Below are 12,460 nucleotides of genomic sequence, written 5' to 3'. Positions count from 1 at the left end.
GCCGTCAGCGGGCGTAGCTACGAGCCGGCCGTGGCCAGGGCCAGGGTGGTGGCCATCACCGGGCTGGTGAAGGTGTTCGTCGCATCGCCCTGATTCTGGTGGTAGGAGCCCCACTTGAGATAGTTGCGGTCGCCGTCCCAGGTGGTGCCCTTGAAGGTGCCCGAACCGGTGCTGAACGTCTGCTTCTTGCCGTCGAACCAGAAGTCGATCGTCCCGTCCGTCCGCCCCAGGTGGACCTTCAGCGCGTAGGAGTGCCACTCGCCGTTCTTCACCGGCGCCGTCCACAGCGGGTGCGCGTTGTGCCCGGTGTCCCACTCCTGGAGCCGCACCCGCCCGTTGGTGATGTCGATCTCGATCGGGTGGTTGGCCGTGCCCTCGCTGGGCGAGCACTTGAGCTGGAAGACGTACCGGCTCTGGTCGTCCTTGATGTCCACCTTGGAGGACCAGCCCAGGTAGAAGGTGTCGCTCTGCTTCAAGTCCGGGCCGACCGTCTCGCAGCGTTCCTGGTTCGCGGCCTGGAACGCCCGCCAGACGCTGCCCTTCACCGGGTCCTTGACGACGCCGAAGGTGCTGGGGGCGGCGCACTGCACGCCGGGGAAGGAGGACGGGCCGGTCTTGGTGCTCGGGGTCCACAGGACCTTGCCCGCCGGGGCGGCGGCGGTGCCGGCGGCGGCCGAGCCGCAGGAGATCGCGAACACGGCGAGGGCCAGGGCCCCGACGGTGAGCCTGCGGTGGTGGGGCAGAACGGACATGCCACTCCCAGTGGGGGGAATCGGGTGGTCGGATCGCTGGGTGCGATTCGACCACCCGACGGCCCCGCCGGCCAGGCGGAACGACCGGCGGAAGTACCGGCGCGTCATGCTCCGGTCATTTCTGCCGGTCCGGGCTGTGCCTACAGGCCGTGCCTACAGGCCGTTCCTACGGGTTGCGCTGCTCCCCGGACGGTTCGTCGTACGAGGACGTCCCCTCGTCCAGCAGCGGCTCCTGCGTCTTCAGGTGGGCGGGGGCCAGTGCCCGCAGCGCGTGGTAGCCGGTGATGACGACCAGGGTGCCGAGCGCGATGCCGCTGAGGCTGAAGGTGTCGGTGAACTTCAGGGTGACGTTGCCGATGCCGATGATGATGCCCGCCGCGGCCGGCACCAGGTTCAGCGGGTTGCGCAGGTCCACCCCGGACTTGATCCAGATCTGCGCGCCGAGCAGGCCGATCATGCCGTACAAGATGACGGTGATGCCGCCGAGCACCCCGCCGGGGATCGCGGCGACGACGGCGCCGAACTTCGGGCAGACGCCGAACAGCAGGGCGAAGCCGGCCGCGGCCCAGTAGGCCGCCGTCGAGTACACCCGGGTGGCGGCCATGACGCCGATGTTCTCGGAGTAGGTGGTGTTGGGCGGGCCGCCGAGCGCGGTGGAGAGCATCGAGCCGACGCCGTCCGCGGAGATCGCGGTGCCCAGCCTGTCGTCCAGGTTCGTCCCGGTCATCTCGCCGACCGCCTTGATGTGCCCGGCGTTCTCCGCGATCAGGGCGATCACCACGGGCAGTGCGACCAGGATCGCGGACCACTGGAAGGAGGGGCCGTGGAAGGCGGGCAGGCCGATCCAGTCCGCCTTGCCGACGCCGGACAGGTCCAGGCGCCAGTGGTCGGTCAGGTGCCCGCCGCCGTCCACCGAGTGGATCTTGCCGAAGACGCGGTCGAACAGGAAGGAGATCCCGTACCCGAAGAGCAGCCCCAGGAAGATCGCCACCCGCGACCAGAACCCGCGCAGGCACACCACCGCGAGCCCGGTGAACAGCATCACCAGCAGCGCCGTCCACTGGTCCTGCGGCCAGTACGTGGAGGCGGTCACCGGGGCCAGGTTGAAGCCGATCAGCATGACGACGGCGCCGGTGACGATCGGGGGCATCGCCGCGTGGATGATCCGCGCCCCGAAGTACTGCACCGCCAGGCCCACCAGGAACAGCACCGCGCCCACCACGAGCACCGCGCCGGTCACCGTCGCGCTGGTGCCGCCCTGGGCCCGGATCACCGCGGCGACCCCGACGAAGGACAGCGAGCAGCCGAGGTAGCTGGGGATCCGGCCGCGGGTGGCCAGCAGGAAGATCACGGTCGAGACGCCGGACATCATGATCGCCAGGTTGGGGTCCAGCCCCATCAGCACCGGAGCCACGAAGCTCGCGCCGAACATGGCCACCACGTGCTGGGCGCCGAGCCCTGCCGTGCGGGGCCAGGAGAGCCGTTCGTCGGGGCGGACGACCGCTCCCGGTGCGGGCGTGCGCCCGTCACCGTGCAGCTTCCAGCGCACGCCGAGATCCATGTGGGGGGTTCGCTTCCTGTCGACTTCCGGGGGGTGTCCGCACCATTCTCATGGTCATCCGGCCTTGCGTGCACACCTGGCCCCGCTCCTGACCTGCGCACTCGCGCGGGGAGCGGGGCCGGGGCGCCGCCGGGCGGCTCGACGGAGTCCGGATCCAAATGTGATCTGGATCACATATGTCACGACACATGTGTCACAGCACATATGTCGTGTAATGTATTCGTTATGAGCACTACGGAGAAAACCCCCACCCTCGTCTTCATCCCCTGCTTCTCCGGCGCCCCGTGGAGCGCCGAGCAGCTCGCCCCCTACGGCGAGGCGCCCCGGCGGACGCTGCGCCTGCCCGAGGGCGTCGACGACATCGAGCGCTACGCCGACCACGTCGAGAACGCGGTCGCGGACCTGGACGACTACGTACTGGTCGGCGACTCCTTCGGCGCGAACATCGCACTCGCGCTCGCGACCCGCCGCCCCCGGGGCCTGCGCGCCCTGGTCCTGTCCGGCGGATTCGCGGCCAACCCGGTCGACTCCAAGCCGTGGAAGGCCCTGATGCGGGCGATCGGCAAGGCCCGCGGCCCGTTCTACCGGCAGCTGACGCTGCGCGCCCACGCCCACCGCCTCGCCTCGCCGTTCGACGGTGAGGGGCAGGTGCCCTGGAGCGAGGCGAGCAGCCGTGAGCTGTTCCTCGTCAACACCCCGGCCGTCTCCTTCGGCGCCCGCGTGCGGGCCTCCCTCACCGCCGACTACGTGGCTGTGCTCGGCCGGGTCCAGGTCCCGACCCTGATCCTGAGCCCCTCGCACGACGTGCTGATCGGCGAGGACGCCTCCAAGACCATGCTCGCGGGCATCCCCGACTCCCGGGAGGTCGTGCTGCCGCGCACCGGCCACATGTTCCGCTTCTCCCACCCGGCCACCTACGCCGCCGCGGTCAACGACTTCCTCGACACCCTGGCGACCACCGCCCCCACCACCCGGAAGGACGCCGGTGCGTAAGGCCGAGCACCTGCGGTTCGCGATCCTGGCGGCGCAGCGCGAGGGCAACCGGCTGCTGATCCAGGCCCTCAAGCCCCACGGCATCACCCCGTCCCAGGCCGAGGTGCTGCGCCTGCTCCAGCAGCACGGCACCTTGAGCCTCAACGGGCTCGGGCAGCTGCTGGTGTGCGAGAGCGGCACCAACCCCAGCCGGCTGGTCGATCGCGTCGTCGCGGCCGGGCTGGTCGAGCGCCGCCCCGACGAGGTGGACCGCCGCTACCTCCAGCTCAGCCTCACCCCCGAGGGCGAGCGCCTGGCCGGTGCGGTCGCCGAGATCGAGGAGTTCCTCTACGCCGGGATGGACGCCGCCGCCGAGGGCCTGGACACCGACGCGATGCTCGCCTTCCTGCACAGGTTCATCGACCCCCTGCCCTCGGGCCAGGCCCTCAACAAGCGCCTCGGCCTCGACTGACGCCACGACCCCGACCGGCGGCACGGCCCCGACCGGCGCCACGGCCCCGACCGGCGCCACGCCCCGCTCGCAGAAGATGCCGGCGGGGCGTCACAGCAGCTCCGCCCGGGCCGCCTGGATGCCCGCCTGGAAGCGGGTCCGGGTCCCGAAGCGGTCCATCACCTCGCGCACCCAGCGCTGCACCGTCCGGGTGGACACCCCCAGCTGCCGGGCGATCGACTCGTCGGTGAGCCCGGCCGCCAGCAGCGTCAGCAGCTGCCGGTGCCGGTCCTCCGGCGGCTCCTCGGACGGCTCCGGCAGCCGCATCGCGTGCGCCCAGTACAGTTCGAACAGCCCGGCCAGCGCGTCCAGCAGGGTCGAGGGCCGGATCAGCAGCACGCTCTCCAGCTCGGTGCCCGCGCTGACCGGCAGCAGCGCCCAGCGGTCGTCCAGCAGGGCCAGTTTCAGCGGCACTTCGGTGTGCACCCGGGCCTGCTCCCCGGCCGCCGTGAAGGTCCGGATCTCCGCCAGGCGCTCCGGGTCGCGCAGCACCCGGCTGTGGTAGACCACCCGGGTCGTCACCCCCCGCCCCAGCAGCGCCAGTCCGGTCTGCGGGTCGGAGCGCCGCACGTACGGCGGGCGGTCCAGCACCCGCAGCCGCTCGCGCACCCCCAGCTGGAGGGTGCGCCACAGGTCGGCGATCGAGCGGCGCCCGCTGATCACCTCCACCGGCCCGGCCGCCCCGTCGTCCGGGCGGCCCTGCCGGTAGGTGCGCATCAGCTCGCCGATCCGGCCCCGGGCGCGCCGCAGCTCCACCTCGCGCCGCAGCAGCAGCTCCTCCAGCGCCACGTCGGGCGGCACCGCCGTCCACGCCCCCGCCGCGCAGGACTCCACCAGCCCCAGTTCGGCCAGCACGGCCAGCGCCGCCACCACGATCGAGGCCCGCAGGTTCAACTGCGCGGCCAGCCACTGCGGTTCGGCCGCCGGAAGGCCCAGCAGCCGCAGATAGAGCTGCTCCTCCAGCGCGCCGAGCCCGAGTCCGGCGAGCATGCCCGTCCCCGGCACGGCCTGCCTCCTCGCGTCCACGACAGCCAGCGGAACAGAGTGACTGTGCGCCACCCGGTGGCCGAAATCAAGGGGTTGACCGTTCGGCATGTTCCCGCCATGTCGGGTTCCGGTCCCCATGGTTCCCTTCCCGGCCCGACCGCGGCGCCCCCAAGCTGGGCGGCACCCCCACAACGCCCAGCCGAGGAGCCCTCCATGGCCCTTTCCCGCACCGGCCGCCTGGTGCTCGCCGCCGCCCTGGCCCTGCCGGCCGCCGCGGTCGCCGCCCCCGCCGCCAGCGCCGCCCCCGCCCACGCCGCCCACGCCTCCCACGGCTACGGCGCGCACCACTACGGCCACGGCACCCGCTACGACGGCGGCGTCTGGGGCGGCTACGTCGCCCAGGGCAACGGCTTCCGGAGCGTCTCCGGCTCCTGGACCATGCCGGCCGTCCAGTGCAACACCTCCAACGACCTGTTCGCCCCCTGGGTCGGCATCGACGGCTACGGCTCGCAGACCGTCGAGCAGACCGGCGTCCAGGTCGACTGCTCCAGCGGCTCCCCGGTCTACTCCGCCTGGTACGAGATGTACCCGGCCCCGCCGCAGTACTTCAACGACCCGGTGGACGCCGGCGACAGCTTCACCGCCTCCGTGGTGAACAGCGGCGGCTCGACCTACACGCTGCGGATCACCGACACCACCAAGGGCTGGACCGAGACCACCGACCAGCAGCTCGACGGGCAGAACGTCAGCGCCGAGGCCGTCATCGAGTCGCCGAGCCAGAGCTACCCGTCCTTCGACCGCCTGGACTTCTCCGGCGTCACCGTCAACGGCCAGGTCTTCGACAACTACTCGCCGCAGGCCATCAACAGCGGCCAGTACACCGAGACTTCGCTCAGCAACGGCGCCTTCGCCATCGTCCCCGCCTGACGGCGAGCCCGCCTGACCCCGAGCCCGGCGCACCCCCGAGCCCGGCGCGCCGCCCGCCCCGGCCCGTACCCGCTACGGACCGGGGCGGGCGCCGTCGTCAGCGCAGGCCGGCGAAGAGGTCCTGCTCCGGCAGGGCCGCGCCGGTGGTGTCGCGGACCCGGACGAAGGTCTCCGTGCCCATCAGCTCGGTGAAGCGCTCCCTGCCCATCCGCAGGAAGAAGATGTTCTCGCCCTGGCTGGCGTGCGCGGCCAGGGCGTCGTACTTCTGGCCGCCAAAGGCGTGGGTGTCCACCCAGGTGGTGACCTCCTCGTCGGGCAGGCCGATCGGGGGCAGCTCCGGGGCCCCGCCGTCCGGTCCGGCGTCCGGCCCGGCGGACTCGCCGGCCTGCTCGTCCCAGTCGGTGCCGAACTCCTGCATCGCCGCGAAGAACCGCTTCATCGCCGAGTGCGGCGCGGTGGTCCAGTACACCTTGGACGTCACGTCGGGCACCAGCTCCAGGGCGGCCATGGTGATCCGGTGGGCCTGGATGTGGTCGGGGTGGCCGTAGAAGCCGTTCTCGTCGTAGGTGACGACGACGTCCGGCCGGTAGCGGTGCAGCAGTTCGGCCAGCCGGGCCGCGCCCTCGGCGACGGGGGTGCCCCAGAAGGAGCCGGGGGCGTCGTTGGCCGCCCAGCCCATCATCCCGGAGTCGCCGTACTCCAGCAGTTCGAGGTGGTCGACGCCCAGCACCCGGCAGCTGGCCTCCAGCTCGGTGCGCCGCAGCGCGGCGACCGCGGCCGGGTCGTGCCCCTCCTCGCCGGGCTTGACGCCGCCGGGGCCGTCGCCGCAGGCGCCGTCGGTGCAGGTGACCAGGACGGTGCGGATGCCCTCGGCGGCGTAGCGGGCGAGGACGCCGCCGGTGCCGGTGGCCTCGTCGTCGGGGTGGGCGTGCACTGCCATCAACGTCAGGGGCCGGTCGGCCATGGTGTCGTCCTCGGTTCGTTCGGGTGGTCCGCCCCCAGTCTGCCCGGTGGCTCCGACAACCCGCCGTCCACCCTCGCCCCCGTCGTCCCGGCAGTCGGCGCGGCAGCCGCTGTGGCAGGGGCTGTGGCAGGCGCTGTGGCAGGGCCCTCCCGCGCTGTCGATGCGAACTGATATGAATGGTTTTCGGGGAAGGGATTCACGGCAGTTGACGTGTCCTCGGCTCATCGTCCACGCTGGGCGGCACCGGCCACACGATCCACACCACCGGCCGGCCCCCGACTCCCGTCCGGGTAGCCCGCACTACCCGAACGGGTATCCGCCCGGGCCCACCTGAGTACCCGTACTCAGGTGGGCCCGGCGCCCCGCGCCCCAGCATGAGGCCATGCACCCAGCAGCGACCCCGAGGATCGGCATCACCGCCGTCGGCTCCCACCTGCCGGCCCGCCGGCTCACCTCCCAACAGCTCCAGGACGAGATCGCCGCCGCCGCCCGACTCGCCCTGCCCGAACGGATGCTGGAGAAGGCCACCGGCATCCGCACCCGCCACCTGGCCGCCGACGACGAGTACGCCTCCACCCTCGCCACCGCCGCCGCCCGCCGCGCCCTGGCCGCCCGCGGCCTGCACCCCCGCGACGTCGACCTGCTGCTCTTCGCCTCCGCCACCCGCGACGTCTGCGAACCCGCCACCGCCCACATCGTCCAGGCCGAACTCGGCACCCGCGCCCACGCCCTGGACGTCAGCAACGCCTGCAACAGCTTCCTCAACGGCATCGACCTGGCCCGCGCGATGATCCTGGCCGGCCGCGCCCGCCGCGCCCTCGTCGTCACCGGTGAGACCCCCAGCCGCGCCATGCGCCGCGACCCCGCCGACACCGCCGCCCTGCGCGAGGGCTTCGCCGGCTACACCTTCGGCGACGCCGGAGCCGCCGTCGTCGTCGAAGCGGTCGAACACGGCGGCATCCTCGACATCGCCGCCCTCACCGCCTCCGAACACTGGCCCGCCGGCGGCATCCCCGGCGGCGGCTCACGCCACCCGCGCGGCGACGAGTACAGCTACTTCCGCGGCGGCGGCAAGGAGTTGCGCGGCATCTTCGAACAGATCGGCCCCGCCGCCCTGACCGCCCTCGCCGAACGCACCGGCCTGACCTGGGACGACTACGCCCGGGTGCTGGTCCACCAGGTCACCGTCCCCTACCTGGAGCGCTTCGTCGAACTCACCGGCGCCCCCGCCGACCGGCTCGTCCTCACCGTGCCCGAACTCGGCAACATCGCCAGCGCCACCATCGGCGTCCAACTCGACCGCATATCCGGCGAGTTGAAACCGGGGGAGCGGGTCCTCATGATCGGCCTGGGCGGCGGCGTCAGCCTGATGACCATCGTCTGGCAGGCCCAGTGAACACGCTCTGGGTGATCATCCCCGCCTACCAGGAGGAGGCCCGGATCGACGCCACCCTGCGCGCCCTCGCCGCCCAGCACGACCGCGACTTCACCCTCCTCGTCGCCGACAACGGCTCCACCGACACCACCGTCGCCACCGTCCGCGCCTTCGCCGCCCAAGCCCCCTTCCCCGTCCACGTCCTGACCGAACCCGAGAAGGGCGTCGGCTGCGCCGTCGACACCGCCTTCCGCCACGCCATCGCCCACGGCGCCACCCTGCTCGCCCGCACCGACGCCGACTGCCTGCCCGAACCCGGCTGGACCGCCGCCGCCCGCGCCGCCCTGCACACCGGCCGCGGACTCGTCTGCGGCCGCGTCATCGCCCGCCGCGACGAACACGGACCCGCCGGCCGCGCCCTCTTCCGCGTCCTGGTCGCCCTCGGCGCCCTCTTCGGCCGCCTGCGCCCCGCCCACCACCGCCGCCACGGCTACCTCACCCCCTACCGGATGCACGCCGGCAACAACATGGCCATCACCGCCGACCTCTACCAGGCCGTCGGCGGCATGCCCCGGCGCCCCTCACCCACCGACCGCGCCTTCCTCAACCGGGTCCGCCGCCACACCACCGCCATCACCCGCAGCCGCGCCATGGTCGTGCAGAACTCCACCCGCCGCATCCGCGCCTACGGCGTCCTCGGCACCGCCCGCTGGTACCTCGAACGCGGCGCCGGCCCCCGCCCCACCGACATCCGCTGACACCCCCGGCCCGCCGGCCCCCACATCCGCCGGCCCCCGCATCCGCCGACACCCCGTCCGCCGACCCCCGGAGAGCTACGCCGTGCTCGACCGACTCGCCCACGCCCTGCGCACCCACCACCCCGACCGCCCCGCCGTCCTGCACCACACCCGCACCGGCACCACCCGCACCCGCATCCGCCGCGGCGACCTCGCCGACCTCGCCGACACCTACGCCGCCGCCCTGCACGCCCGCGGCCTCACCCCCGGCACCACCCTCGGCCTCGCCCTGCGCCCCGGCCCCCGCGCCCTCGCCGCCCTGCTCGCCGCCCACCGCCTCGGCCTGCGCGCCGCCGTCCTCGACCCCACCACCGGCCCCGACGTCCTCGCCGCCCACCTCGCCCTCGCCCAACCCGGCCTCATCCTCGCCGACGCCCCCGCCCAAGCCGCCGCCGGCTGGGCCGCACCCCTGGCCCGCCGCGCCCACCTCCACCTGCCCCGCCTCACCACCCTCGGCCCGGTCGCCACCCTCGGCCCCCGCCTGCCCGGCTGCGCACCCCGCCTGCGCCCCGCCGCCACCCCCGTACCGCCCCGCCACCACGACGCCGACGCCGACGCCGTCATCGTCTTCACCTCCGGCACCACCGCCCGCCCCCGCGCCGTCGTCCACACCCATGCGAGCCTCGCCGCCGCCCTGCACACCGTCACCGACCTCGTCCGCCCCCGGGACGCCACCACCGTCCTCGGCGGCACCTTCTTCGTCCTCGCCCCCGCCCTCACCGCCGGCGCCACCGTCGCCCTGCCCGCCCGCACCCCCACCGCCCTCGCCCGCCAACTCACCCGCCTCACCCCCGCCCACACCTACCTCACCCCACCCCAGCTGCGCACCGCCCTGGCCGCCGGCGCCCACCTCACCGGCACCCTGTGGACCGGCTCCGCCCCCGCCGACGCCGCCCTGCTGCGCCGGGCCAAAGCGGCCGGCGCCGACCGGGCCTGGAGCGTCTACGCCCTCACCGAACTCTTCCCCGCCGCCGCCGTCGAGGAGGCCGACAAGAGCGCCCACACCGACGACGGCGACCTCGTCGGCCACCCCCTGCCCGGCATCCGCACCCGCCTCGCCGACGACGGCGAACTCCACCTCACCGGCCCCGGCGCCCGCCACCGCTACCTCGGCCGCGAACCCGACCCCTGGATCCGCACCGGCGACCGCGCCACCCTCACCCCCGACGGCCGCATCGTCCTCGCCGGCCGCCTCAAGGACATGGTCCTGCGCCACGCCCGCAACATCTACCCCGGCCTGTACGAACCCGCCCTGCACATCCCCGGCGTCGAACTCGCCCTGCTCGTCGGCGTCCCCGACCCCGACGGCGACGAACGCCTCGTCGCCCTCGTCCAACCCGCCCCCGGCACCGACCCCCACCACCTGCGCACCGCACTGGCCGCCCCGCTGGCCCGCATGGGCGCCGCCCGCCCCGACGCCCTCCTGTTCGGCACCGTCCCGCTCACCGGCCGCTCCCGCAAACCCGACCGCGCCGCCGCATCCGCCCACTGCGCACGGGAGCTGGCCCGATGACGCCCTCCGAATCCCGCCGCGCCCGCCGCCGCGACCGCACCGTCTACCTGCGCAGCCACCCCCTCCTGTTCGCCCTGCTCTGCGCCACCCGCCACCGCCCCGTCCTGCGCCTGGGCCGCACCCTGCTCGTCCACCACCCCACCGCCTACCGCGAAGCCCTCACCCGCATCCCCCTGCACCGCACCGCCCCCGGCACCACCGGCGGCACCGCCGCCCAACTCGCAGGCACCGGAGCCCTGTTCGACCAGGACGGCGACGACCACCGCACCGCCCGCCGCACCCTCGCCACCGACCTCGGCGCCACCGCCCTGCCCCGGCTGCGCCCGCTGTGGCAGGCCGTCCTCGCCGAACGCGTCCCCGCCCTGGCCACCGGAAGCCTCGAACTCGTCGACCTCGCCGCCGAACTGGCCGCCACCACCGCCGCGGCCCTGACCGCCACCACCACCCCGCCCCGCCAACTCGCCCACGCCGCACGGCAAGCGGCCGCGGCCGCCGCCCGCGACCAGCTGCCCGGCCCCCGCCTGCGCCCCCGCAGCCGTACGGCCGCCGAGGCCACCGAAGCCGCCGCCCGCCTCACCGCCCTGCTGCCCGACCCGCGCGACGCCGTGCTCGCCGCCGCCGCCGTCAACACCACCGTCGCCGCCCTGCCCCGGGCCGTCGCCTGGTGCGCCGACGCCCGCCTGTGGCCCGCCGTCGACGACACCACCGCACCCGCCCTCGCCGCCGAACTCCTGCGCCTGACCGCCCCCTCCCCGCTGCTGCCCAGGTCCGCCGCCGCCGACGCCACCCTCGCCGGCCACCCCGTGCGCACCGGCGACCGCCTCCTCCTCATCGCCCGCCACGCCGCCCGCGCCCACCACCGCACCCCGCCCGCCGACCCCGCCGCCACCCAGGCCGTCTTCGGCGCCGGCCCCCACGCCTGCCCCGGCGCCCACCTCGCCCGCGCCCAACTCGCCGACACCCTCATCGCGTTGGCCCCCCACCGCCCCCGCGTCGCCCGCGCCCGCGCCGACCGCCACGCCGCCCTGCCCGGCTACGCCGAACTCACCCTGCGCCGAGGCACCCCCTGACCAGGGGAAGGCCCTGACCGGAGGAAGGCCCCCACCATGCGCATCGCCATCACCGGCGCCGCCGGCTTCTGCGGCTCCCACCTCGCCCGCGCCGCCGCCCACCTGGGCCTGGACGTCACCTGCCACGGCCGCCGCCCCGGGCCGGTGGGCCGCCACCAGCCCTGGGACGCCACCGCGGCCGACCCCGACTTCACCGGCGCCGACCTCGTCGTCCACTGCGCCGCCGCCGTCGCCGACCTCCCGCCCGGCCACCGCGCCGAAGCCCACCAGCACGCCGTCAACGTCACCGGCACCCGCCGCGTCCTGCGCGCCGCCGCCGGCCGCCCCCTCGTCCACCTCAGCAGCGCCAGCGTCTACGACCCCCGCACCACCACCCAAGCCCCCCTCACCGAGGACCACCCCACCGCCGCCGGCCACCTCAACGCCTACGGCCGCACCAAAGCCGCCGCCGAACACCACGCCCTCGCCGCCGGCGCCGTCGTGCTGCGCCCCCGCGCCGTCTACGGCCCCGGCGACCCCCACCTGCTGCCACCCCTGCTCGCCCGCGCCCGCCGCGGCCTGCTGCCCCTGCCCGGCCCCGACACCGCGCTCAGCCTCACCGCCGTCGCCAACCTCACCGACGCCTGCCTGGCCGCCCTCGGCCTCACCGCCACCCCGCCCTGGCCGCCCGGCGCCTACAACATCGCCGACCCCACCCCCTACCGCCGCGACGCCGCCCTGCGCCACGTCCTGACCGCCCACCAGCTGCCCGCCCGCATCGCCCACCTCCCCGCGCCCCTGGCCCGCCTCGCCGCCCGCACCACCCTCCTGCCCGGCCTCACCCCCTACACCGTCGACCTCCTCGCCCGCGGCGTCGTCCTCGACCTCACCCGCGCCCGCACCCAGGGCTGGCACCCCCGCCACACCCTCGCCGACTACCGGCCCTGACCGTTCCTAAACAGTGTCCAGGAGTGACATTTGCTGCCAGTTCCCGGAACTGCGCGCATCCCGAACGGTGTTGGATGCGCTGGGTTCCCGCGTTCGCTGTTCCC

General features: G+C 74.6%; 12 protein-coding genes. 8 read left to right on the top strand and 4 right to left on the bottom strand.

Annotation, left to right across the window (positions count from 1 at the left end; all coding sequences use genetic code 11):
- Nucleotides 1-17: 17 nt before the first annotated feature.
- Both ABTY61_RS38565 and ABTY61_RS38560 read right to left on the bottom strand, forming a co-directional pair.
- Nucleotides 18-752: a heparin lyase I family protein gene (locus ABTY61_RS38565; RefSeq protein ID WP_350509880.1), complete on the bottom strand. Its 735-nt coding sequence runs from the start codon at nucleotides 750-752 to the stop codon at nucleotides 18-20.
- Between the two features lie 166 nt (nucleotides 753-918).
- The gene (locus tag ABTY61_RS38560) at nucleotides 919-2,313 is read right to left on the bottom strand and encodes a uracil-xanthine permease family protein (protein ID WP_350509879.1); all 1,395 of its coding nucleotides are present in this window, start codon (nucleotides 2,311-2,313) and stop codon (nucleotides 919-921) included.
- 225 nt (nucleotides 2,314-2,538) lie between these two features.
- Here ABTY61_RS38560 and ABTY61_RS38555 point away from each other — a divergent pair, with 225 nt between their 5' ends.
- Together ABTY61_RS38555 and ABTY61_RS38550 are read left to right on the top strand one after the other, a co-directional pair.
- Complete coding sequence (locus ABTY61_RS38555) at nucleotides 2,539-3,306, top strand: alpha/beta fold hydrolase (RefSeq protein WP_350509878.1); 768 nt, start codon at nucleotides 2,539-2,541, stop codon at nucleotides 3,304-3,306.
- The gene (locus ABTY61_RS38550; RefSeq protein WP_350509877.1) at nucleotides 3,299-3,757 is read left to right on the top strand and encodes a MarR family winged helix-turn-helix transcriptional regulator; all 459 of its coding nucleotides are present in this window, start codon (nucleotides 3,299-3,301) and stop codon (nucleotides 3,755-3,757) included. Before ABTY61_RS38555 ends, ABTY61_RS38550 begins: the two co-directional genes overlap by 8 nt.
- Before the next feature lie 90 nt (nucleotides 3,758-3,847).
- Here the strand turns inward: ABTY61_RS38550 and ABTY61_RS38545 are convergent, their stop codons facing one another.
- A complete protein-coding gene (locus ABTY61_RS38545; RefSeq protein ID WP_350509876.1) occupies nucleotides 3,848-4,822 on the bottom strand; it encodes a LuxR C-terminal-related transcriptional regulator in 975 nt (324 codons plus the stop codon).
- 174 nt (nucleotides 4,823-4,996) lie between these two features.
- Between ABTY61_RS38545 and ABTY61_RS38540 the strand changes: the two genes are divergently transcribed.
- The gene (locus tag ABTY61_RS38540; RefSeq protein ID WP_350509875.1) at nucleotides 4,997-5,710 is read left to right on the top strand and encodes a G1 family glutamic endopeptidase; all 714 of its coding nucleotides are present in this window, start codon (nucleotides 4,997-4,999) and stop codon (nucleotides 5,708-5,710) included.
- 97 nt (nucleotides 5,711-5,807) lie between these two features.
- Here ABTY61_RS38540 and ABTY61_RS38535 read toward each other — a convergent pair whose 3' ends face one another.
- Complete coding sequence (locus tag ABTY61_RS38535) at nucleotides 5,808-6,674, bottom strand: PIG-L family deacetylase (protein ID WP_350509874.1); 867 nt, start codon at nucleotides 6,672-6,674, stop codon at nucleotides 5,808-5,810.
- A 382-nt stretch (nucleotides 6,675-7,056) separates the two neighbouring features.
- On the opposite strand from ABTY61_RS38535, the gene ABTY61_RS38530 reads away from it, so the two are divergent.
- From ABTY61_RS38530 to ABTY61_RS38510, 5 genes are all read left to right on the top strand, one after another.
- On the top strand, nucleotides 7,057-8,070 hold the full coding sequence (locus ABTY61_RS38530) for a 3-oxoacyl-ACP synthase III family protein (RefSeq protein WP_350509873.1): 1,014 nt from the start codon (nucleotides 7,057-7,059) through the stop codon (nucleotides 8,068-8,070).
- Nucleotides 8,067-8,807 (top strand): glycosyltransferase family A protein, encoded by a 741-nt coding sequence (locus ABTY61_RS38525; protein ID WP_350509872.1) that lies wholly within the window; start codon nucleotides 8,067-8,069, stop codon nucleotides 8,805-8,807. The genes ABTY61_RS38530 and ABTY61_RS38525 overlap by 4 nt, the downstream gene beginning before the upstream one ends.
- Before the next feature lie 82 nt (nucleotides 8,808-8,889).
- Nucleotides 8,890-10,359 carry a class I adenylate-forming enzyme family protein gene (locus ABTY61_RS38520; RefSeq protein WP_350509871.1) on the top strand — a complete coding sequence of 490 codons (1,470 nt, stop codon included), beginning with the start codon at nucleotides 8,890-8,892 and terminating at the stop codon, nucleotides 10,357-10,359.
- Nucleotides 10,356-11,429, top strand: a complete 1,074-nt coding sequence (locus ABTY61_RS38515) for a cytochrome P450 (RefSeq protein WP_350509870.1) — start codon at nucleotides 10,356-10,358, stop codon at nucleotides 11,427-11,429. Before ABTY61_RS38520 ends, ABTY61_RS38515 begins: the two co-directional genes overlap by 4 nt.
- 36 nt (nucleotides 11,430-11,465) lie before the next feature.
- Nucleotides 11,466-12,356: an NAD-dependent epimerase/dehydratase family protein gene (locus tag ABTY61_RS38510; protein WP_350509869.1), complete on the top strand. Its 891-nt coding sequence runs from the start codon at nucleotides 11,466-11,468 to the stop codon at nucleotides 12,354-12,356.
- The last annotated feature ends 104 nt before the right edge of the window (nucleotides 12,357-12,460 follow it).

The sequence above is a fragment of the Kitasatospora sp. NPDC096128 genome, assembly GCF_040303105.1.
Taxonomy (GTDB): Bacteria; Actinomycetota; Actinomycetes; order Streptomycetales; family Streptomycetaceae; genus Kitasatospora.
This window is presented reverse-complemented; position numbering and strand designations above follow the sequence as displayed.